Raw genomic sequence first — 22,063 nt, 5'->3', positions numbered from 1 at the left:
CCCGCCCGATCGACCAATTCAGCCGCTGGCCCAACATCGCCAACCCCCACCCGCTCATCAACCAGATGTGCGCCCATGGTGCCGACCCGGTCAGCGCCATCTACTTCACCAAGGAGCTCCGCGGCCAAGCCACGACCCTGGAGTGCCTCCGCGTCGACCGGCACCTTCAAGAAGCCCTCCCCCCACGGTCCCGACCCGCTCCATCTCGCCGCCGTCTTCGGCCTCGACCCCACTCTGCGCCGGCGGCTGGACGGAGAAGCCCGGACTCATCGGTTGAGGCGGGGTCCCAGCCGTCACCATCTGTACTCCGGCAACTTCACAAGGTCCATTCCCGGCGTGCTCCGCTCTGGTCGAGACGGAACCCAAAGGACTCGTTGACGTGCAGCATTGCAGGGTTTCCGATCGCGTTCCAGGTCGTCACGGTCGCCAGCTCAGGTTCGTGCTCAACGGTCCACGACAGGTTCGCGCGTTTGAGGACCACTCCCAGGCCCCGGCCTCGGTGGGACGGAAGCACGATGGTGTCCCACTGGCTCGCATGCCGCTGGTGCGAGTCGGCCATGCCGAGCGCCGAGTATCCGACCAGCAGTCCGGTCTCGCGATGCCGTACGGCGGTCAAATAGGTGCGATAGCCCCATGCGCGAAGGACGGCGTAAAGCTCTTGAACCTTGTCCTCGTCGAAGTCCTCAGGCACCTGGTCGCTGCCCGAACGCGCCGCCTCCTCGGCTGCCAGGCGGGACGACATCGCGGCGAACGCCGCCCGATATTCTGCGGGGACGTCGTCTCGCCAATGCAGTAGTTCACATCCGGCGCCGGTATCGCCGTCGGTGGCCAGTCTGGTCGGGCCTATGCGCAGCGACAACCGCTGATAGCGCAGGATGCGCGCCGCCCCGGTGGCCTCGGCGAACGCATCCCCCGCTCCCGCTCCGTCCGCAGGGCCGGAGGTGAAGGCGGTCATCTTCTGGACACCAAGTCCGGCCAGGTGGCCAGTGGCCGTGGCCAGGAGCCGGCTCCCGATGCCTGTCCGGCGGACATCTGGATGGACGACGAAGTGCACGACGTCCGCGGTCCATCGCCGACCGGCTTCCGGCACGCCGACCGCGCACAACCCCACTGGTCGTCCGCCCATCCGTGCGCCCCAGGCCAACACGGAGTTCCCGGGCCGCGGATGGAGTATCTGCCCGAGAAAGTCCTTCCGGCAGGCCGCAGGATCAGCCGGGAAGTCCTCAGCCTGCGCCTGCTGCTTCAGCGGATAGAACTCCCCAAGGGCGTGCCCTTCATCGAGGCACAACGGCTCGATCGAGACGGGATCCTGTGTCATGGACGATGATCTCCTACCACGCCGTACGCGCCTTGCATGCACCGTAATACCAAAATAGACCCGTTGGGAGGGCACGGAGCCACCCCCGCATCGACTGTCGCTGACGCCCCACGGCCAAGTCCCTGGCACTCATCGTGATCATCACGGTCACAATAGCTCCGGCCTTCGGAAACACGATCTGAACAATGCCCGGCCGACGGGTGCCAGGGTCTCACAGGGCCGGGTCGGGGGTGGAACCGCAACGGAACCGGAACGTATGCCCACGCCCCCCTGCCGACCCCGTTCAACGCCCCCTTTGACCTGCCCAGACCTGCTTAACGTACGAAACGGTTCCGTTGCAGGCCTCCGGAGCCCACAGACCAACGAGTCGAGCGGTTCTTCGGCACGCTGAAATACGAACATCTCTACCGCGCCATCATCGGCGACGGCAACGCCCTCGACGAACGCACACCATGCGCGGCTCACCTCGCCGTCGAACACTGCGATTAGCGTGTGGCCTTTGCAAGACCGTCAAGAACAGGCTCCACCTCGACGTCAACCCGACCGACAGGGAGCAAGACGAAGAGGCCCGTCGCCTGCTCGACCTAGGTGCTCGACACGCCGACGTCGGCCCAGGCGATGAGAGCTGGGTCGTACCTGCCGATTCAGAGGGGAACGAGGACGCTGTCCGGCAGACGCGCGGGTGTGGCTGGAGGGATCGCGATTGCGACGTCACCCGGCTTCGTCATTTTCGATTCCCCCGGGTCGAGCGCGGGCTGACGGTCAGCGCGTCGCGTTGTGTGGAGCTCAGGCGGTCCGGCCTCGGGGTGATGGCGTACGCGCCGCGCCCGACCTGCTCCACGGTGAGCGGGTCGGAGAGGATCGGATGACGGCTGGTCGTGTCCAGGGCGTCGGTCGCCCGCTGGATGGGCCAGTCCAGTGCCGTGGCGAGTTCGTTCACGGTGAGTGGCCGAGCGGCGTACACCAGCGCGGCCAGCACTGTCAGCGCGTCGTGCACGACGGAGTCGGTGAGGCCACTGTTGTTCATCTGCTCGCTGATCCAGGTGAAGAACTGAGCCATCTGACCCAGCCGGGTGCCGGCGGGCGTGTCGGCACCGAAGATCTCGATCCCGTGCAGCGCGGCCGCCGCGACCTCGGCATGTGCCCCGGTGTCGGCTTTGAACGCCCGGAGCCAGACCTCGTCGTCGATGACGTACCGCTCGCGGCGGCCGGAATCCTGTGCGCGCCTGACCAGCTCGATCGCCTCGAGATAGCCGATGGCCTTGGACACCGACGCCGGGCTGACCTGTAGCCGGCGTACGAGCTCGGCGGACGTCAGGCTCCCGGAGTCGGAGGTGAGCAGGCAGACGAACACACGAGCGGGCATCCGGGGAAGGCCGGTCCCGACCAGCAGCGTCGCGAACTGCTTCACGAAACCGCGCACGGACTCGGCCGGCCGCCCGTCGGCTGGTGGCTCCGGGGCCTGAACCGGTCTGCGGCGGTGGGCGCGCTGCCCGGCGACCTGCTGGGCGCGGTCGGCCAGGTAGCCGCTGGGCGCGCTGTTGCGTGCCACTTCGCGGCTGATCGTGGATGTGGGCCTGCCCAGCCGTCTGGCGATCTCGGCGTATCCCAGCCCTTCGGCCAGCCAGATCGCGATCTGCCGGCGATCCTCGTGGCTCAGCCTGCCTCCGGGCATCGGCTCGCCCCCTGTCGGTTCGGGTTCACGGGTGCGTTCACCAACACTACATTGCAACGGCCGGTTGGCATGGATTGCATTTATCGACAATGCTGTTGCAACGATTGACATGAAAGCCCAGCATTAAGGCACATCATTGAAGATCTCTCGTTGACGAGACTTGAAATGCAACGTAGCCTTTTCCCGCTTGGAAAGAATCGGACAGGACGAGGAAGTCTTTATGGCAAGAGCGTTGGATGTGACCCGGATGCGAGCTCACATCTCCGAGCTGCTCGCGGAGTACCGGATTCCAAGTGCCACGATCGGCGTTCTCAGCGACGGGGAGATCACCGACTTCGCGGTCGGCGTCAAGAACATCTCCACGCGAGAGCCCGCGACGACCGACACCATCTACCAGTGCGGCTCCGTATCCAAGACATGGACCGCCCTCGCCTTCATGCAGCTCGTCGACGAGGGAAAAGTCGCTCTGGACGAGCCGGTGCGGACCTACCTTCCTGATTTCCGGGTCGCCGACCCCGACGTCGGCGCCAAGGTCACACCCCGCCATCTCCTCAATCACACCAGCGGCATCGAGGAGAACTACGGAGATCCGGGCGAGGACGACGACGTGTACAAGCGCATGGTGGAGAACATCGTCGGCGCATGCCAGGTCCACCCCTTGGGCCACACTCACGGCTACAGCGCGGCCCTGGGCTACGCGATCCTCGCCCGCATCATGGAGGTGAGCGATGGCAAGCGGTGGGACGACATCATGAAGGATCGCCTGTTCGACCCCTTGGGGCTGACCTCGACAAGCAGCCGACGTGAGCACGCGGACCAGAACCGGGCCGCGACCGGATACCTGATCCGATCCCTGGAAGAGGGACCCGTCCTCTCACCGCTGGGTCACCTGCCGCGCTCCTTCGGCCCCGGAGGCAACGTCAACACGACGGCCCGGGAATTGCTTATGATGGCGTACGTCTTCCTTAACGAAGGAAAGGCGCCGAACGGGACCAGAATCGTCTCACCCGGCATCATCCGCGAGATGACGGAGTCGCGGGTGCCCATACCTGACCCGTACATGTTCGGGCCGGAATGGGCACTCGGCCTCATCGTGTGCGATTGGCGTGGCCAAACCGTCTACGCCCACGATGGCAGCACAGTCAGCCAGAGCGCCCGCCTGCGAATCCTGCCGGAATCGGACATCGCCGTCTCGATGCTGGCGAACGCCGGGCCGCGCGACAGCTTCTACCGGAAGGTGTTCAACGAAATCCTGGCCGATCTCGGCGTGGTCACGATCCCCGACCTGCCGGAGCCCGACCCGACCCTGACCCTCGACCTGTCCAGGTACGAAGGCTCCTACGAGCGCCCCGGCACCCGCTACGAAGTAGCGGCCGACCGCGGAAAACTCCACCTCAAATTCACCCTGAACCCCATGGAGGCGCAACTCCTCAATAAACCGGAACAGCTCGACTACGAGCTGTTCCCGATCAGCGAGACCCACTTTCTGATGCCTTCGGACGATCCGCTCGAGGACCCCCAGACCGTCGCGATCTACGACTTCAAGAATGGTGCCGCACAGTATCTTCACATCAATTGCCGAGTGAATCCGAAAGTCAACGAGGAGGGTGCCGAAGTGCACGTCATGGCTGTTTCCGCGATTTCTGACAACGACGGCTTCTGGGATTCCATAAAGAAGGCGTACGGTCGGCTTCCCAAGGGGGCCAAGTGGACGCTGGCGGTGGCGAGCACCGACGGGACCAAGGCAGTGAACGTCATCGTCCATGACTCGATCGACGGCGTCAGGAGCTTCTTCGAAGATCACGCCGGCCCCTTCGCTACAACGGAATACTTCGAGGCCGACGCGTCCAACGCGGTCGGCCTCCCGACGACGTAGCCGCTCCTTGCGCTGGCGTCCGCCCAAGCCGCGATGGCGGCGCACCATTCGGATCCATGCGACCGTTGTCCTGCTTGGGGGTACGTGCGGTCTTCGACCACCATGTTCAGGCCGCCCGTGACCCGGGCCGTCGGGGACCGGCTCGGCGACCGGCTGGGCATCTCCAAGCGGGCCGATCTCGGCGTCGACACCGCCAAGATATAAGGGAGCTCTCCGACTGCGTTCCGCCTCCACGGGGTCCCGGTAGCAATGAAGAAATTTCCAACGAAGTAGCCTCTGACCTGCGGTGAACCCGGACCTCTATGACTAAGGTCTCGATTCGCTTACGGTCTGGACCATGAGCGACGACGACCCGCAATTCGGGTACGGCGCAGGCCAGCGGCCGTTGTGGACGGTGCGGGATCGGGACGCGGAGGTCATTCGCACGATGCTGCGCCAGGCGGGCAGGCGCGAGTTCGGCGAACGGCATGGCGGGTTCGTCGTCGAGGGCGGGAAGGGCGGCGCGCCCTTCCTGGTCGCCTGCGCCGACGACACCGGCACCTCCGCGCAGGAGCTGGCACGATATGAGGCCGCGCCGCTGGTGGCTGGCTACCGGGTCGAGCTCGATCCCGACGACGATCAGGCGCTGCGGGTGTGGCCGATCGCGTGAGCTGGTGAGGTCATCCGGTGGGGGTATGAGTTCAGCGGGGACGGTGGCGCTGGATGGGGTCGGCCTCGGCGGTGACGCGGGCGGAGGTCTCCTCGCCGAGGCGGACGTAGCGGCCGAGGCTGGCCAGGTGCTGGTGGCGGCTCTTGGCCTGCAGTTCGGGCGCGGTGCGGCCGGCTTGGGCCAGATGCTGGAGTGCGCTGTGGCGGAGCTGGTGCAGCGTCCAGCCCTGCCGGTGCGGATCGAGCGTGGCCGAGGCGGTCTTGAACAGGTACTCGGCGCGCGGGTAGGACAGCCGTCCGCGTCCGGTGGCGGGGTCGATGTCGGCGGCCGCGGGCATGCGCGGGCCGGAGGCAGGAGCGCGCCGGTCGGCCAGGAACACCGGTCCGGTGGTGCGGCCGGGCGGCGAGGGTGGCCCAGTGCACGTACTCGATGGCGCCACCCTTGGAGACGACACGGGCCCGACGGAATTCCAGGTCGAGGTCTTCGACGTTCTGTGTCACAGTGCGGATGTGCGGCTCCCGTGGCCAGCATGGGATTCGCCACCCCGGCGGGCAAGGACCTCGCCACGAACGTGTGGTGCAGTCTTCGTGGCTGGGCGGGGTAGGGGAAGCGATTCCACCACCTGGTGGCCTACACCCGCCTGAGCTCAACCAACGGCTGGATGCCGGTTCGAGGCCCCAGGTGGATCCGTGTCGCAGACGCGAAATTAGGTCCCCCCGGAGGTCCTGCTGGAGGGTTTCAGTCTGTGCTGATGCCGTTGAGGATGCGCTCGAGCCCGAAGGTGAACTGCTCGGTGAAGCTCTGGTCGCGCGCTTCGACCACCCCTCTGGTGAAGTGGGGGTAGGCGCCGCTCTCGACGACCTCGCGGATGTACGGCGCGACGCTCGCGCGCCACTCATCCTCATTCTGTCCGGTACGGCGCTGCGCCTCCAGCTCGGCGAGCTCGCGTGACACGGCGCCGAGCACGTAGTCGCCGATCAGCCCGATGACGTTGGCGGCCCAGGTGGGATCCGCCGTCAGCGACTCGGCCACCGCCAGTGCGTAGTCCATCTGGCGCAGTGAGTGCGGGCCGAGCGCTGGGCGGGAGCCGAGCAGGGGGGGCGAGCCACGGGTGGGTCATCGGCTTCACGCTGGTCTTGGCCCTACTCGGCTGGGGTGCGCTCGCTGTGCTGGAGCAGTACATCCGCCGGGCCAGAACCATCTGGACCGTGATTGCCATCGCGGTACTGATGTTGTCCTTTGTGCCGATCCTCGGCGTCGAAGCGACCTCCGGCACAAAGAGCATGCTGTCTCTCATGCACCTGGCAGTGGCGGCCGTGCTCATCCCGAGGCTGCGACGAAGCGCGCCGAAGCCCCGCGCCACTACCTGAAGCGCAACCGAAGTCCGCTGCGGGCGGACCGTTCGTTCTACCCGAGCCTGATGTCTTGTCACCCCTGACATTGGTCTACATGATCACGAGGAAGGGCGCCTACCACTTCCAAGCCCCTTCGCTTCCCCGCTGTTGCGGATCCCCTGGCTGAGGTTGTCGGCGACGCCGGGCTCTTCTCCGCACCTGGTCCCCGCTCCGCATCGCGGAGGCGGCCGGGCGAATGCGCCGGCCTGGACCCGCTTATGGAGGCGGTGTTCAGGGACTGCGTGGCCAAGTCCCGAGCCGAACCATGCTCCCGCTGCGGAACCGTCCGCGAGGCCGCCACCCGCGACGCGAACGGGAGGCTGCTCTGCCCTCGCTGCCTGATCACCGCCCCTTCCAACCAGGAGGTCTGCATCGGATGCAGCCATCGGCGGCTGGTCAGCGTTCGCACCCCCGAGGGGCTGCTCTGTCCCAGCTGCCGCTCGAGAAGAGACCTGGACCGGGGCCCCGCAGGGCGGGATCCTCTCCCCACTGCTCGCGAACATCGCCTTGTCGGCGCTGGACGATCATTTCGACCGGCAATGGCATCAGGAGATGGGCACCAAACGGCGGCGGCGCAAACGTAAGGACCAAGACCAGGGCAACTGGAGACTCGTCAGGTTCGCCGACGACTTCGTTCTGATGGTGACGGGCGACCGCCACCACGCCGAGGCCCTCCTGAGGTGGTGGCCGGCGTGCTGGCTCCGCTGGGAGTGCAACTGGCCTCGGATGCGTGAATCCCGTATCCGATGCGGCCCTCTGCGGCGGCAGAGCGGACATCCTTGCCTAGACCATAGCGTCCCGACCTGCGAGCACGCCGGAGGCCGCCCCGAACGGCGAGAGTTTCCACAGGTTAGAGGCGGGTTCGTTGGATTTTCCACAATTACTGCTGGGCCCCCTCCGAGATCAAGGGTTTGCCGACCGGCAGCCTTGGGCTACTGTTCTAGAACAGTCGAGAGAGAGAAGGCGATCATGGACGGGATGTCCTGGTCCGGTCGGCGGGGTGTCGCTGCGCCCGCCGCCCGCGCGATGAGCGACCCCGGCGCCACCGGCCGGTTCGGAACCTATGGCGGGCGATATGTGCCGGAGTCGCTGATCCCGGCCTGCCACGAGATCGAGGCGGCGTTCCGTGGGGCCTGGAGCGACCCCGAGTTCCACAGCAGGTTCGACACCCTGCTCACGGTCTACGCCGGCCGCCCCACTCCGTTGACCCCCGCCTGGCGGCTCTCCCGTGAGCTCGGCATCACCCTGTTCCTCAAACGCGAGGATCTCGCGCACACCGGCTCACACAAGATCAACAATGTGATCGGCCAGGCGCTGCTCGCTCACCGGATGGGCAAGGAACGTCTGCTGGCCGAGACCGGCGCGGGCCAGCACGGCGTCGCCACGGCCACCGCCGCGGCGCTCCTGGGCCTCAAGGCGACCGTGTTCATGGGCGAGCGCGACATCGAACGGCAGGAACTCAACGTCCTGCGGATGAACGTGCTGGGCGCGGAGGTCGTGCCGGTCACGACCGGGAGCCGCACCCTCAAGGACGCCTGCAACGAGGCGATGCGGCACTGGGTGTCGTCGGTGGACAACTCCTACTACTGCGTCGGGTCGGTGATGGGCCCGCATCCCTATCCGTGGATGGTGCGCGAATTCCAGCGGGTGATCGGTGAGGAGGCCCGCGCCCAGTGCGCCGCCGAACTCCCCGTCGGTGTACCCGACTACGTGGTCGCCTGCGTCGGCGGCGGCTCCAACGCCGCGGGCACGTTCGCCGGCTTCGTCGACACCACTGCCCGGCTCGTCGGGGTCGAGGCCGAGGGCGGCGCGGCGGCGACCTTCGGCAGGGCCGGGGTGCTGCACGGCTTTTGTTCGCTGGTCCTCCAGGACGAGAACGGCCAGGTGACGGAGGCCCATTCGGTCGCGGCCGGCCTCGACTATCCGGGGATCGGCCCCGAGCACGCCCATCTACGCGACGGGGGGCGCGCCCGCTACGAGACCGTGAACGACGAAGAGGTCGTCCAGGCGCTGCTGTGCCTGGCCCGCACCGAGGGGATCCTGGCCGCGCTGGAGTCCTCGCACGCCGTGGCCTGGGTGATCCGGGCCGCCAAGTCCGGAGAGATCACGCCGGGGTCGACCGTGATGCTGACTCTCTCCGGCAGGGGAGACAAGGACATCGCCTCCATCAAGGAGCTGCTGTGACCGAATCCCTGGAAGAATTCCTGATCGCACGCCGTGGCACGGGGCGTCCCCTGCTGGTGCCCTATGTCACCGCCGGGGTCACTCCCGCGTGGACGGACGTCGTCCACGCCTACGCCGATGCCGGAGCCGACGCCGTCGAGCTGGGCTTCCCCTTCTCAGATCCCATGCTGGACGGCGTCACGATCCAGGAGGCCTCCGACCGGGCGATCGCGGCCGGGACCACGGTCAAGGGGATCCTCGAGGAGGTCGCGACGCTCGACGTCGACATACCGCTCATCGCGATGACCTACAGCAATCTGGTGGTGCAGCAGAGCACCGCGGGGTTCTGTGCGGCGCTCACCGCGAGCGGGCTGCGCGGGCTGATCGTGCCCGACTCGCCCTTGGAGGAGGTCGGGGAGCTGGCAGACGCGGCGGCGGCCGAGGGCCTGGATCTCGCGCTGCTCGCCGCTCCCTCCTCCTCCCGGGCCAGACTGCGCGAGATCACCGAGCGCAGCCGGGGCTTCGTCTATGCCCTGACCCGCATGGGCACCACCGGCGAGCGCGGCGAGATTCCCGAGCAGGCCGCCCGGCTCGGCCGCGAGCTCAAGGGACTCACCGACCGGCCGGTCCTGTTCGGTTTCGGGGTCTCCAACCCGGCGCAGGCCACCGAGCTGGCGGGTCATGCCGACGGTGTCGTGGTGGCTTCGGCGCTGATGCGCAAGCTCCTCGACGGCGCCCGGCCACGCGAGCTGGGAGAATATGTGGCGAGTATTCGACGCGCACTCGACCAGGGAGCCAGATGAGCAGTACGCCCCGCTACCGCGCCATCGCCGACGACCTGACCCACAGGATCAAGTCGGGCCACTATCGCGCGGGCGAGGCGTTGCCCGCACAGCGTGAGCTCAGCGCCTTCTATGGCGTGACGATGATGACGCTGCGGCAGGCATTGCAGGTCCTCAGCGGCGAGGGTCTGATCGTCCAGCGGGCCGGCCGCGGCACTTATGTGACGCCGGCCAGTGCGGAGTACCCCCTCGACACGCTGCGCAGTCTCGGCGACGACCTGCGCAGGCAGGGTTACCCCCTGCGGACCGAGGTGCTGTCGGCCGCGATCCGGCAGGCCCCGCGCTCGCTCACCCGGCTGCTGGGCGACGCGCCGGCCGACCACCGGGCCCTCCGGCTGGCACGCGTACGGCATCTGCTGGGCCGGCCCGCCGTCCACCAGATCTCCTGGATCGTTGAGCCGCACGCCTCGGCGATCAAGGGGATCGATTTCACCGAGACCCCGTTGTACACCGCGCTCACCGACGTCGGTGCGCGAGTGCACCGGGCGACTGAACGGGTCAGGCCGGCCCTGCTCACCGCCCTGGTCGCGGCGCGGCTGCAGCACCCGGCGGGCAGCCCGGTCTTCGTCAGCGAACGGGCGACCTATGACGACCAGGGCGCCCTGCTCGTCATGGATCACGCTACGATCCTCGGCGAGTGGATGGAGATCAGGGCCGAGCGCAAGGCCACGGACCTGTCGCTGCACTGGGTCTCCCAGCGCTGACCGTTCACGGTGTGAGGAGAAGATCCAGACGGCGACCCACCAGCGGAGTATCTGCGCAAGACCGCTACCGCCGCCTTGCGGATCGCCTTGTCGGCCACCGTCCGCACTCTGGCCGCGTCGTAGGTGACGCCCATCCGGGTGTGTACGAAACTCCTACCGCTCAGAACAGATGACATCGAAACCAGGGAGTGAATACGGCCCCGGGACGAGCCTGGCGGATGTCTGCTTATTGGCCAGGTGGTGTCCGGCATGGAGTGGCGCGAGCCCGGTCTGCGGCGTTCGAGGGGAACAGGAGAAGTCGCGTTCGGACACTGCCCGCCTGGGCGTGCGTCAGGGAAGAGCTGTGATCTGGGAACCCCTCCGGGGACGGCGTCAGAGTACCCGTCGCCGAGCGGACCGGCTCATAGTAGGAGATCGCCGCCGCTGCGACCTTCCTCGCCTCCGCGCAGAGCAGCTTCATCACCGGTTCGAGCCTTCACGTCGACGGCGGCCTGAACCAGATCTGAGTTCCATGGCCGCACATCCGGTGAGGATGGCGGCGCCTGGCCCGTCGGGCGCGCTCCCAGGCGGGCGAGCCCGGCACGCTCGACCGCAAGCTGGCCGGGCAGACAAAGGTCAGGTCCGCCGTAGCAGCACGGAGGTGATTCAGTGCACCAGCAGTTTCCTGCCGCTGGCACCGGACACAGCGCCGCAGGAAACCGCCAGCGGCTCCGGCGAGCCCATCGGTGATTTGGCCGTCGTGCAGGCGGCCGATCTCGCCGACGACGATGTTGATCGAGCGTGGTGACAGGCGGTCGTCGGGGTGGCCGACAGCAGCAACGCGGCAGGAGTGGTACTGGCGACTGCGTCGCCAGTACCACTCCTGGTCGAGGCTGAGGTTCCCCCCGAGGTTCAGAGCAGCGGGCGGGTCTCGGGGCCGCTGTTGAGGTGCTGGTCAAGGCGGTGCGGATGCAGGCCGCCGGTGTGGGGTCGGTCCGGCAGGTGGTGGAGCGGGCCGGCGGCGCGGCCGCGCAACTGGCCGACATCGAAGAGGTCACCGCCTACCAGCACGACAACCACGAGCTGCTCATCCAGCAGTTCTTCAAGGCCGACCGGTCCACCATGCTCGCGCTGGCCGAGAACCGGCACATCACCCTGGCCAAGCTGAACAAGGCGATCACCGATGTGGTCAACGCCTTCGCCCAGCTGGACGTGGTCAACGCCTGGGGCGACGGCAGCAGCGTGGGCACGGACGGCACCCAGGTCGATACCTACATCGACAACCTACTGGCCGAGACCTCGATCCGCTACGGAGGGTTCGGCAGGATTGCCTACCATTACGTATCGGACAACTACATTGCGTTGTTTTCCAGATTTGTGCCATGCGGGGTGTGGGAGGCGATCTACATCATCGACGGGCTGCTGGCCAACGCCTCGGAGGTCCAGCCCAAGACCGTACACGCCGACACGCAAGGCCAATCGTTCCCCGTCTTCACTTTGGCGCATTTGTTCGGGTTCGATCTGATGCCGCGTATCCGCAATTGGAAGGGCCTGACCTTCTTCCAGCACACAGACCAGGTCACCTACCACCACATCGACTCCTTGTCCCGCGGTGAAGGCGGGAACCGCAACGTGATCGCCTGGGAGCTGGTGGAGAAGATGTGGCCCGACCTCATGCGAGTGGCGATCTCCATCCGCGAGGGCCGACTCAACTCCGTCACCCTGCTACGCCGACTCGGCTCACACTCCCGCAAGAACGAGATCTACCGGGCCTTTCGCGAGGTCGGACGCAGCGTGCGCACCGTGGCGCTGCTTCGTTTTCTCGCCGATCCCGCGCTGCGGCGGCGCATCACCGCGGTCACCAACAAGGTCGAAGGCTTCAACGGCTTTTCCGCCTGGCTGCGCTTCGGCAACGACCCGGCCGAGCAGGAGAAAATGATCAAATTCAACTCGTTGCTGGCCAATTGCGTGATCTTCCACACCGCGCTTGACATGACCGACGTGCTACGCCAGCTCCTGGCCGAGGGCTGGCAGCCCGAGCAGGGCTCCGACTCACCGCCGCCGACATCGCGCAGCTGTCGCCCTATCTGACCGCCCACATCAGCCGGTTCGGCCTGTATGCCACCGACGTGCTGCGCCTGCGCCCCGACGACTTCGACCCCGACCTGCCCGCGATCGACTTCACCGCCTTGGCGGAGGCGGCGTAGACGGCAAGTAGGACAGCCGGGCCGGCAGTCACATGATCTGGTTCGGCCCTGACTACCCCCGCATCGCCACGAAGATCCGCGAATTCCTCGCCGCGGACTGAGCGCGGCTACCGCTTCTTGGGCCTTGGGCTGGGTCAGCGGGTCTGCTGGTGCCAGCGGTGCAGCAGGGCGGGGAGCTCGCCGAGCAGGAATTCGTAGAAGACGTGCATCTGTGCCAGGCGCTGACGGGCGGGATCGCCCTCGTCGGTGGCGGCGATCCCGGCGGCCGCGGCCTGGAGCATGGCCTGGATGACGGTGTTCTGGCTGGTGAACAGGGTGGCCCAGGCGTCGTCGCGGAGCCGGTAGTGCTCGCGCCGGCTACCGGGCGATGGCAGGCGTTCGATCAGTCCGACCGTCGCCAGGGATTTGATCGCGCCCGAGACCGAGCCTGCGCTGGCCTCCAGCCGGTTGGCGATCTCACCGGCGGTGACGCTGTCCTGATCGGTGAACAGGAAGACTGCCAGGGTGCGCGCGGCCATGCGCTGTAGCCCGCCCTCGATCAGCGTCAGGGCCAGCCGTTCCGCCGCCTGCCACTGCTCATACCGGTCGTTCACGTGCTCACCTCCTTGGGGAGAATCAGGATACCGAACATCCTGACTCTTCAGAAATTTCCGAAAAGTCGGTATATTCCTCGTATCGGCCTCGCGAGAGGTTCGATGGTGTGCCGGGAAGCCTGGTCGGCGATGTGACCTCTCATCAGCGTCGACAGAAAGGTGACCGGCCATGACCCTGCTCAGCCGGTTGTACGGCGTGCGCCCCACCCTGCGTCACCGGGTGCGCGTCCGGCGGAACGTGAAGATCCCGGCCGCCGATGGTGCGCGGCTGCTAGCCACGCACTATTACCCGGCGGTCCGTTGGTGTTGCTGCGTAGCCCGTACGGCCGCCGCGTGCGATTGCACGCGCGCTCGGCCAACCCGAACGTCGACTACTTCGCCCGGTTGTGCGAGGTGACGCGCGCGGCCGTTCGGTCAATGTGTGCGACGGCATCGTCCGGTGGTAAACCCGGCGTAATCCGGGCGAGTGACGTCCGGGTGGCCAACGTCGCCCTGTAGCCGATGGCCCACCGCTTCCGGCGCGGCCACCGCATCCGGCTGCAGGTCTCCAGCGGCGCCCACCTGCGCTTTGACCGCAACCCCGGCACCGACAACCGCTATCGCCTCTCACCTACGTAACCAGCTCGCGACCGGGCGCGGCCTGCGCACCTCGGAACACGAGATCTTCCACGACCACATCCGCCCGCCAGCCCTCTGGCTGCCCCTCACTGCAGGAGCATCGTGAAACTACTCGTCCTCGGCGGCACCCACCACGTGGGCCGCGCCCTCGTCGAGACCGCGCTGGAGCGCGACGATGAGGTGAGCACGCTCAACCGCGGCCTCAGCCGCGCCCCCGCGCCTGGCGTCCGGGCACTCATCGCCGACCGCACCGACCCCGAGTCCATACGGCTGGCGCTGGGCGACGGGGAATGGGACGCGGTCGTCGACACCTGGGCCTGGGCGCCCAGGGTGGTGCGCGAGGCCGCCCGCCTGCTGGCCGGCCGGGCCGGGCACTACGGGTACGTCTCCAGCCGGGGTGTGCACCGCTGGCCCTGGCCGGCGGGCGCCGACGAGCGAGCGCCCCTGGTCGACGCCGATCCCGGCAGCATCGACGACGCCGACTACGCCGCCGCCAAGCGCGGCGGCGAGCTCGCCGTCCTGGAATCCTTCGGCGAGCGGGCGCTGCTGGCCAGAGCAGGGATGATCCTCGGCCCGTATGAAGACGTCGGCCGCATTCCGTGGTGGCTGCGCCGCCTGGAAAAAGGCGGGCGCGTCTTGGCCCCTGCCCCCGCTGGCATGCCCTTGCAGTACCTCGACGTTCGGGACCTGGCCGCCTGGATGCTGCGCTCGGCCGAACGCGGCCTGGGCGGCGCCTTCACCGTGACCGGCCCGCCCGGCGCGATCACCCTCGGCGAGCTGCTCACCACGGCGCTGGAGGTTACCGGCGTCGACACCGAACTGGTGTGGACCGAGCCGGAACTGCTCCAGCAATACGGCCTGCCTCTCGGTATGGAACTCGGGCTACGCATGCCCGACGGCAGTGTCCCGAGCGGCATGCACGACGCCAACGTCAGCGCCGCCCTGGCCGAAGGCCTCACCACGCGCCCACTGCGCGCGACCCTCGCCGACACCTGGGCCTGGCTCCAAGCCGAAGGCGATCCCACGCCCCGCGCGGACGCCCCCTCCCCCGACACCTGGCTCGATGCCGCCACCGAGCAGCGCCTGCTCGACCAGCTCTCCCACTAAGGACAACCAACTTTCATGCGCGCCATCATCATCGGAGCCGGCATCGCCGGCCTGGCCACCGCCCTGCGCCTGCACCAGATCGGCTGGGACAGCCTCATCGTCGAACGCGCCCCGCAGCGCCGCGGCGGCGGCTACGCCGTCACCTTCGGCGGCATCGGCTACGACGCAGCCGAACGCATGGGCATCCTGGACGAGCTGAGGGCCAAGGCCTTCGACACCACCGAGCTCATCTACTACAAGAAAGACGGCTCGCGCCGCTTCGCCCTCGACCGCGCCACCATCGCCGCCACCACCGGACCGCGCTCGATCACCATCCTGCGCGGCGACCTCGAATCCGTCCTGTACGAGAAGGTGAAGGGCCACACCGAGATCCGTTTCGGCGCCACCCTCACCGCCATCGACCAGGACAGCCGCGCCGTCCGCGTCACCCTGGACGACGGCAGCATCGAGGAGGCCGACCTGCTGATCGGCGCCGACGGGCTGCACTCGGCCACCCGCGCCCTGGTCTTCGGCCCGGAAGAGGACTTCCTGCTCGACCTGGAGCACAAGGTCGCGGTCTACATGCTCGACCACCGGCCCGCCACCATCGCACCCGGGGCGACCGGCACCCTGTCGTCCAACGGCCGCACCGCGGCGGTCATCAGCGTCGGCGATGGCCGCAACGTCGCCTTCTTCGGCTACCGCACCGACCACGCCCGCCCCGGCGAGGACGCCGCCACCCAGCTGGAACGCGTCTACGGCGACCTCGGATGGGTCATCCCCGAAGCCCTCGCCGGGCTGGCGCGGGCCGACTCGGTCTATTTCGACACCATCAGCCAGGTCGTGGCACCACGCTGGAGCAGCGGCAGGGTGGTGCTGGTCGGCGACGCGGCCTGGTGCGTCACCCTGTTCGCCGGGTACGGCTCCGCGCTGGCCGTCGGCGGCGCCGACGGCCTGGGCACCGAACTGGCCGCCCACCCCGGCGACATCCCCGCCGCGCTGATCGTGTGGGAGGCGGCCATCCGGCCCGAAGCCGAACGCAAACAGCAGATCGGCCGCCGGGTCAAAGGCGTCTACGCCCCCGCCAACCCGCTGCTGTTGTGGCTGAGCCTGCTACCGCTGCGGCTGGCCTCGCTGCCACCGGTGCGCCGGTACATGACGCGCCGCTTCATCAAAGGCTGAAGTCGTAAGACACCTGGCCGGGCAGGCGGCCGGGTGTTACATTCCAGGCGACTGCAGGAAACGCGCCCGGATGGGGCGCGAACGTCGGTGAGCCGGGAAGCCTGGTCGGCCCGCGATCTTGGGATCACGGAGCTAGGAGGCTACTTCCGATGTGCCCGACCGCGATCCTGCTCGGCTGCGGCATCGCCGCCGGAGCACTCGTCCCAGCCGTGCTCCTGATCGACGGCGCCACCCGGCCCGGCTACAGCCTCTGGCGCCACAGTGCCAGCCAGCTCGGCACCGGCGAGCGCGGCTGGCTGCAAACGGCCAACTTCGTGATCGGCGGCCTGCTGCTGCTTGCCTTCGCCGCCGGGCTCGCCTTCCGCCTGGACATCCGGGACGTGCTGCGGCCCGCGCCCGCCGGACTGCTCGAACACGTCGCCCTGCTGGTCGGTTTCGCCTGGATCATCGCCGTCGGCGTTCGTCTGCGCCGCCACCATCCTGTGCCCGCGCAGGCCTGAGCGATGGAGATCTGGGCGCTGGTCATGCTCATCATCTGGGCAGCGAAGAAGCACGGTATGGGAGGCAGTCAAGTATCTGTGGAGATGTCCGGAAGATCTTCCTCAGGCTAGTGAGGTGCCATGACCGAGCGCACAGTCCTGATCTCCGGAGCCGGCGTCGGCGGGCCGACAGCGGCCTACTGGCTAGCCAGGCACGGCTTCCACATCACCGTCGTTGAACGCGCCGGAACGCCGCGCTCCAGCGGGAACCCGGTAGACGTCAGAGGCCCCGCCGTAGGCGTCGCTGAACGGATGGGCGTCCTGCCCCGGCTGCGCGAGGCCGCCACCGGTACGACAGGCCTCACCTTCGTCAACGCGGCCGGCAGGCAGGTCGGCCGGATGGACATGCGCGCTTTTCAACGGCCGGGCGAGATCGAGTTACCGCGCGGCGACCTCGCCTCGATCCTGTACGAGGCCAGTCGCGACTATGCCGAGTACCTCTTCGACGACTCCATCGCGACCCTTGAGCAGGATGGGCACGGAGTCGAGATCACCTTCGAGCGCGCCAGGCCCCGTCGATTCGACCTGGTGATCGGTGCCGACGGTTTGCATTCGATGACCCGTCGACTGACGTTCGGCACCGAGAACGGGTTCCTGCGTCACATGGGCCTCTACGTCGCGACGATGCCGCTCGCCGGCCCGTCCGGGACCGGTCGGGACATCCTCATGCACAACGTCCCTGGCAAAGCGCTCGCCGTCAGTTCCACGCCCAGCGGCGCGTTCTTCCTGTACCGCAGTGCGGCCGAACCCGGCTTCGACCACCGCGACAACGAGCAGCACAAGCGGCTGCTGACGCGCGCGTACCAGGACGTCTCCTGGCGCGCGCCCGACCTTCTTCAGCAGGTGCACACCGCTGACGACCTCTACTTCGACTCGGTGAGTCATGTACGCCTGCCGCGCTGGTGGAACGGCCGGATCGTCCTACTCGGTGACGCCGCGTCCTGCGTGTCACTGTTCGGAGACGGCTCCACCCTGGCCATGGCGGGAGCGTTCACCCTCGCCGAGGAACTGTCCGCGGGTCCGGACGATCCCGAGGCGGCCTTCCGCCGATACGAAGCCGCTCACCGGCGCCTGGTCGACCCCAAGCAGCGCACCATCAGACAGGCGTCGGCGCTCCTGGTCCCCGCGACGCGGGGCGGCATCCTGGCGCGAAACCTTGCCACCCGCCTGTGGCCCGCCGTGGCCGCCGCCGCCCGGCTGCAGCGCGCTTCCCGTCCGGCATAGGCCGCGGGCCGGTCCGAAGAATAGGAATCCGACAGTACGAGACCTTTCAGCACCGGCGACGATCGGGCACTTTCAGATGCCAGCGACTTCGGGTCCCCGTACGGGCCATCCACGCGGCGTTGCAGAACCTCTCCGGCTTACTCATGAACAACGAACCGCACAGCCGCTACCAGAGATCATATTCGGTGCGGCCGACGATCAAGATCATTTCGTGGGTCTGGCAGAGACCTGAGTTCTGTTTCGTCACAAGCTACCTGGCGGCTGCCGCCGGGCTTCTGGACAAGGATGCCGAGCACGACAAACGCCAGGGCTGCGCCCAACGCCGTTCAACTTGGACAGCCTGCGCACCATCCGAGACCCACCTCGTCACCTGTGCCCCCGCACCAGCAGCGACCGGATGAATGCCGCCGACATCGTTTCAGATCGTAGAGGCGATCCTGCTCGGCGCATCCACCCCTACGCCCTGCCCTCAGCTACCTGGCAGCTGGGGACATGTTCGGGAGCGGGGAGCCGGGTAGTGCTGCTCGGCGACGCGGCCTGGTGCGTCACCCTGTTCGCCGGGTACGGCTCCGCGCCGGCCGTCGGCGGCGCCGATTATCTGGGGTGCCGAGAAGGCGGCGGGCATGTGAGGCAAGTGGACTCCCTGGAACATGCCTGAAGAGTTATCTGGGGTTGTCAGGCATGTTGGTCATCTGTGAAACCCCTCCCTGGGGATCTCGCTCAGTGCCCGGTCGTCCGTGTCGTACGTCAGCGTTTCCGTGTCACGCTGCCTCGGGCATCCATCGGGCTCGATGCCGTTGGCCGACGAAGGAGGTCTGCTGCGGCGATCGCCCCAGCCCGTACGAGAGCCCGGCCCCCGTCAGCGATCGTCACGGCCTTGTCCGTTCCTCGGACAGGTGTCCAGGAAGTGTTTCGACCGATCGAAACATTTGGGCGAGCGCTTGCTGCAACACGCCTTACATGCCAGACGAGATCATCTACTTCTGACCTACGAGAACAGGGCAACAACCCTGGATAAATGGCTCAGAGCGCATGGATCGCCGCGGTGGTCGACGTAGCCCCACAGCCCGGCCGGGCGCGCGCCGAGCGGGTCGCCGAGGATCCTCCGCCCGCCACGGCAGCGCCGATCGCTGCCACGGGTTAACCAGCCAGCTCCACAGGTTGAGCGAGCGGTGATACCGATCCGAAGCGCCGTTTCTGCTGGTCAGCCAAACGTGTTGGATGTTCGGCGGCTGTCACCCTGTTCGGCGGCCGGGCCCGCCGGTGACTTGGAGCTGGTTCACCGCCTCGACGACGGGCGCCGCGCCGTCCTCTGCCGAGACCCCGACCGACAGGGCCTGGGCCCGCTGCCGATAGGCCGGGTCGGTGACCGCGGTGGTGAGCGCGGCGGCCAGCCGTGCGGGCGTCAGGCGGCGGAACGGGATCGCGGCCGGGGCCACGCCGAGTGCCATCAGCCTGGACGCCCAGAACGGCTGGTCGTACATGACCGGCACGGCCACAGCGGGCACGCCCGCCCGCACCCCGGCCCCGGTGGTGCCGCTGCCGCAGTGGTGGGCGACGGCGGCCATGCGGGGGAACAGCCAGTCGTGCGGCACGTCGCCGACCGCCAGCACGTCGGCCGAGATGCGTCCCCGCAGGCCGGTCTGCAACACGCCGCGCAGCCCGGCCCGCCGCAGCGCCCGCACGGCCAGCTCTGTGTACTGCTCGGCCCGTGCGCCCGCCAGGCTGCCGAAGCCGACGAAGACCGGTGTGGGCCCCGATGTCAGGAAATCGCGCAGCACCGGATCCGGCTGCCAGCCTCGCGGCCGGAGCGGCCACCAGTAACCCGTGATCTCCAGCCCCGGCCGCCAGTCGGCCGGGCGCGACAGCACCAGCGGGCTGACCCCGTGGAAGACCGGCCAGCGCGTGCTCTCCCGGCGCTGGTAGAGGGCGCGCGGGGTCATCGGGGGCAACCCGAGCCGGGCCCGCATCTTCGTGCTCATCCCGGCGAGCAGCGGGCCCGCGGCGGGCAACTCAAACGCGAGCCGGGCCGCCCTGCGGTTTCCCCACCGTCCGAGCGATTGACGGAACAGGCTCATGACCGGCGGAAAGTCCCCCGTGGGGTCTATCGGCTGCAGGTGTACCCCCATGCTCGGCACGCCCATCGCCTCGGCGACGTGACAGCCCAGCGCGCCCGCCATGCCCAGCAGGAGCAGGTCTGCCTCCTGCTCGGCGATCTGGGTCAAGCCGTCCATGAGCTGCCCGCCGTACTCCTTGAACGCGCTGATGGAGAAGCGGCCGGTCAGCGCGTGGAGCGGATCTCCGGGAAGTGGCAGATACTCCAGGCCTGCATCGGTCACGAGCTCCGCGTACGGCTCGTGCGCGGCGATCGCCACCTCGTGCCCGGCCTCGCGTAAGCGCGTTCCCAGTCCCGTGTACGGCGCCGCGTCCCCCCGTGTGCCGACCCCGACAATCAGAACTCGCATCCGCATCACCCTCGCCCGTTTATCATGCACTCGCATGATAAACGAGACGAACAAACTTTTCCATGCACTCGCATGAGAAAGCAGTGGGATATGCCGAAGATCGTCGACCACGACGCCCGGCGACGGCACATCGCCGAGGCTGTGCACCGCATCATCCACGACAAGGGCATGAAGAACGTCAGCCTCAGGGAGGTCGCCGCCGAGGCCGGAATGTCTATGGGCGCGGTGCAGTACTACGTCACGACGAAGGACCAGATGCTGCTGCTGGCGCTGGAGCACATCGGAATCTGGATCGGCAACCGGGTGGCAGCCGTGGCCGCGCGCCAGTCCACGCCGCTCGACCTGCTGCGGGACACCGTGCTGGAACTGTTGCCGCTGGACGACGAGCGCAGCTACCTGAACCGCGTCGGGCTGGCGTTCCAGGCGAGCTCGGTGGTGGACGACGACCAGGCGGCGGCGATGCGGCTCGGGGTGCCGCTCCTGCTGTCCTTGTTCGCCGAGCAGATCAGGGCCGCCCAGGCCGCCGGGGAGCTCGCCGCCCACCTGGATGCAGACAAGGAGGCGAGCATCCTGTATGCCTTCGCGCAGGGCATCGTGAACGCCACCCTGGTCGGGCACTACACACCCGAGGAGGTCGCGGCGTTGCTCGACTACCACTTGGCACGGCTCCGCGCGGGGTGATGGTCGTAGCGGGAATCTTCGGCCGGTCCAAGCCGTAGCCGATTTCTGAGTTCAGCTCGAAGGCCTGCCGGCACTTGCGCCGCCTCCATGAGTAGGAGGCCCGGACGACCAAGGCCCATCTCGCCGACGTCCGACGGTTCTACGGCTTCCAGGAGCGCTCGGTGCTGGATGCCAAGAAGGCGACAGCGTGACTGGTGGGGCAGGTGCAACCTGGCGCCGTCATTGAGTGGAGTTGCCAGCGGACCGGTGCTGCTGCTGATCGCCGCACCAGTCCGCCAGCGCCGACCGGGACCGTATCGATGAGCTGACCACCTCGGCCACGACGTCCTCCCGGGCGAGGAACCCTCCTAATCACTCTTAACGAGTCCGTCACTCCGGCAGACTCGGGCCTGACAGCCGCCAGTGGGTGAGCACTCATAGCTACTGGGCCTTGAGTCCTGCGCAAAGATCGTGCCCCCGCTGGTCGGCCGGGAAAGTTGATCGCCGCTGGGATGTCGTGCCCACCCGTAGGGGTGTGAGCACTGCTTGATTAGTTCGCTGATGGTTCTCCCGCAGGCTGTTGAGTATCGATCGGTGTCGAAAACAGGGAGGAAGCGTTGCGCCTGTTCGTGGGAGATGACTGGGCCGAGCAGCATCATGACGTCGAGCTGATGGATACCTCGGGGCGCAGGTTGGCCAAGGCCCGCTTGCCCGACGGAGTGGCGGGGATGACCAAGCTGCACGCGATGATCGCCGAGCAGCTCGATGAAGCGGCCGAAGAGGGGGGGTGGGGGTGCCACCGGTCGGGTCGCCCCGGGCGTCTCAGCCCGGGGCTCCCACAGAACCGTGCGTAACAATCTCTCGTTACACGGCTCTTGTCGTTCCTGGT

21 protein-coding genes and 3 pseudogenes are annotated in these 22,063 nt (G+C 67.8%); 18 read left to right on the top strand and 6 right to left on the bottom strand.

Annotated features, from left to right (window positions below; translation table 11 throughout):
• Positions 1-316: 316 nt before the first annotated feature.
• Complete coding sequence (locus IG98_RS0113950; RefSeq protein ID WP_030911176.1) at positions 317-1,318, bottom strand: GNAT family N-acetyltransferase; 1,002 nt, start codon at positions 1,316-1,318, stop codon at positions 317-319.
• Between the two features lie 452 nt (positions 1,319-1,770).
• Here IG98_RS0113950 and IG98_RS53285 point away from each other — a divergent pair.
• Positions 1,771-1,998 (top strand): annotated as a pseudogene (locus IG98_RS53285) (VOC family protein); the annotation flags it as partial.
• 44 nt (positions 1,999-2,042) lie between these two features.
• On the opposite strand, the gene IG98_RS0113945 reads toward IG98_RS53285, so the two are convergent.
• Positions 2,043-2,993, bottom strand: a complete 951-nt coding sequence (locus tag IG98_RS0113945) for a helix-turn-helix domain-containing protein (protein ID WP_030911173.1) — start codon at positions 2,991-2,993, stop codon at positions 2,043-2,045.
• A 187-nt stretch (positions 2,994-3,180) separates the two neighbouring features.
• Here IG98_RS0113945 and IG98_RS0113940 point away from each other — a divergent pair, with 187 nt between their 5' ends.
• Positions 3,181-4,869, top strand: coding sequence for a serine hydrolase (locus tag IG98_RS0113940; protein WP_245651550.1), 1,689 nt, complete (start codon positions 3,181-3,183; stop codon positions 4,867-4,869).
• Positions 4,870-5,206: 337 nt separating this feature from the next.
• Positions 5,207-5,518 carry a hypothetical protein gene (locus tag IG98_RS0113930; RefSeq protein ID WP_030911167.1) on the top strand — a complete coding sequence of 104 codons (312 nt, stop codon included), beginning with the start codon at positions 5,207-5,209 and terminating at the stop codon, positions 5,516-5,518.
• A gap of 31 nt (positions 5,519-5,549) precedes the next feature.
• Here the strand turns inward: IG98_RS0113930 and IG98_RS44835 are convergent, their stop codons facing one another.
• The gene (locus IG98_RS44835) at positions 5,550-5,897 is read right to left on the bottom strand and encodes a site-specific integrase (protein WP_211263972.1); all 348 of its coding nucleotides are present in this window, start codon (positions 5,895-5,897) and stop codon (positions 5,550-5,552) included.
• A gap of 359 nt (positions 5,898-6,256) precedes the next feature.
• Positions 6,257-6,613, bottom strand: a complete 357-nt coding sequence (locus tag IG98_RS44830) for a TetR/AcrR family transcriptional regulator C-terminal domain-containing protein (RefSeq protein WP_281178482.1) — start codon at positions 6,611-6,613, stop codon at positions 6,257-6,259.
• Here IG98_RS44830 and IG98_RS0113915 point away from each other — a divergent pair.
• The 8 genes and pseudogenes from IG98_RS0113915 to IG98_RS44825 form a co-directional block, all read left to right on the top strand.
• Positions 6,556-6,888 (top strand): DUF6069 family protein, encoded by a 333-nt coding sequence (locus IG98_RS0113915; RefSeq protein WP_342666824.1) that lies wholly within the window; start codon positions 6,556-6,558, stop codon positions 6,886-6,888. The genes IG98_RS44830 and IG98_RS0113915 overlap by 58 nt on opposite strands.
• A gap of 408 nt (positions 6,889-7,296) precedes the next feature.
• Positions 7,297-7,575: pseudogene (locus tag IG98_RS54835) on the top strand (reverse transcriptase domain-containing protein); the annotation flags it as partial.
• Positions 7,576-7,890: 315 nt separating this feature from the next.
• Complete coding sequence (gene trpB / locus IG98_RS0113910) at positions 7,891-9,096, top strand: tryptophan synthase subunit beta (RefSeq protein ID WP_030911164.1); 1,206 nt, start codon at positions 7,891-7,893, stop codon at positions 9,094-9,096.
• Positions 9,093-9,878, top strand: a complete 786-nt coding sequence (trpA, locus tag IG98_RS0113905) for a tryptophan synthase subunit alpha (RefSeq protein ID WP_030911160.1) — start codon at positions 9,093-9,095, stop codon at positions 9,876-9,878. Before trpB ends, trpA begins: the two co-directional genes overlap by 4 nt.
• Positions 9,875-10,621 (top strand): GntR family transcriptional regulator, encoded by a 747-nt coding sequence (locus IG98_RS0113900; protein ID WP_030911157.1) that lies wholly within the window; start codon positions 9,875-9,877, stop codon positions 10,619-10,621. The genes trpA and IG98_RS0113900 overlap by 4 nt, the downstream gene beginning before the upstream one ends.
• A 413-nt stretch (positions 10,622-11,034) precedes the next feature.
• On the top strand, positions 11,035-11,127 hold the full coding sequence (locus IG98_RS48620; RefSeq protein ID WP_245651562.1) for an SDR family oxidoreductase: 93 nt from the start codon (positions 11,035-11,037) through the stop codon (positions 11,125-11,127).
• Between the two features lie 134 nt (positions 11,128-11,261).
• Positions 11,262-11,408: a hypothetical protein gene (locus tag IG98_RS50455; protein WP_157594318.1), complete on the top strand. Its 147-nt coding sequence runs from the start codon at positions 11,262-11,264 to the stop codon at positions 11,406-11,408.
• Positions 11,409-11,725: 317 nt separating this feature from the next.
• A pseudogene (locus IG98_RS44825) lies at positions 11,726-12,807 on the top strand (Tn3 family transposase); the annotation flags it as partial.
• Between the two features lie 134 nt (positions 12,808-12,941).
• Here IG98_RS44825 and IG98_RS0113885 read toward each other — a convergent pair.
• Positions 12,942-13,400 (bottom strand): GbsR/MarR family transcriptional regulator, encoded by a 459-nt coding sequence (locus IG98_RS0113885; RefSeq protein ID WP_030911151.1) that lies wholly within the window; start codon positions 13,398-13,400, stop codon positions 12,942-12,944.
• Positions 13,401-13,901: 501 nt separating this feature from the next.
• Between IG98_RS0113885 and IG98_RS54830 the strand changes: the two genes are divergently transcribed.
• From IG98_RS54830 to IG98_RS0113860, 5 genes are all read left to right on the top strand, one after another.
• On the top strand, positions 13,902-14,018 hold the full coding sequence (locus IG98_RS54830; protein WP_211263970.1) for a CocE/NonD family hydrolase C-terminal non-catalytic domain-containing protein: 117 nt from the start codon (positions 13,902-13,904) through the stop codon (positions 14,016-14,018).
• 102 nt (positions 14,019-14,120) lie between these two features.
• Positions 14,121-15,125, top strand: coding sequence for a Rossmann-fold NAD(P)-binding domain-containing protein (locus IG98_RS0113875; RefSeq protein ID WP_030911148.1), 1,005 nt, complete (start codon positions 14,121-14,123; stop codon positions 15,123-15,125).
• Between the two features lie 15 nt (positions 15,126-15,140).
• Positions 15,141-16,286 carry an FAD-dependent monooxygenase gene (locus IG98_RS0113870; protein ID WP_030911144.1) on the top strand — a complete coding sequence of 382 codons (1,146 nt, stop codon included), beginning with the start codon at positions 15,141-15,143 and terminating at the stop codon, positions 16,284-16,286.
• A 149-nt stretch (positions 16,287-16,435) separates the two neighbouring features.
• A complete protein-coding gene (locus IG98_RS0113865; protein WP_030911141.1) occupies positions 16,436-16,786 on the top strand; it encodes a DUF998 domain-containing protein in 351 nt (116 codons plus the stop codon).
• Between the two features lie 120 nt (positions 16,787-16,906).
• Positions 16,907-18,049, top strand: coding sequence for an FAD-dependent monooxygenase (locus tag IG98_RS0113860; RefSeq protein WP_030911138.1), 1,143 nt, complete (start codon positions 16,907-16,909; stop codon positions 18,047-18,049).
• A 1,235-nt stretch (positions 18,050-19,284) separates the two neighbouring features.
• On the opposite strand, the gene IG98_RS0113850 is transcribed toward IG98_RS0113860, so the two are convergent.
• Complete coding sequence (locus IG98_RS0113850) at positions 19,285-20,514, bottom strand: glycosyltransferase (protein WP_030911135.1); 1,230 nt, start codon at positions 20,512-20,514, stop codon at positions 19,285-19,287.
• A 72-nt stretch (positions 20,515-20,586) separates the two neighbouring features.
• Between IG98_RS0113850 and IG98_RS0113845 the strand changes: the two genes are divergently transcribed.
• A complete protein-coding gene (locus tag IG98_RS0113845; protein ID WP_169750113.1) occupies positions 20,587-21,195 on the top strand; it encodes a TetR/AcrR family transcriptional regulator in 609 nt (202 codons plus the stop codon).
• 596 nt (positions 21,196-21,791) lie between these two features.
• Positions 21,792-22,028, top strand: coding sequence for an IS110 family transposase (locus tag IG98_RS54825; RefSeq protein WP_030911130.1), 237 nt, complete (start codon positions 21,792-21,794; stop codon positions 22,026-22,028).
• The last annotated feature ends 35 nt before the right edge of the window (positions 22,029-22,063 follow it).

Origin of the sequence: Streptosporangium amethystogenes (assembly GCF_000721075.1) — a bacterium.
GTDB lineage: Bacteria > Actinomycetota > Actinomycetes > Streptosporangiales > Streptosporangiaceae > Streptosporangium > Streptosporangium amethystogenes.
The sequence above is the reverse complement of the archived record's forward strand: the minus strand, read 5'-3'. Positions and strand labels throughout refer to the sequence as shown.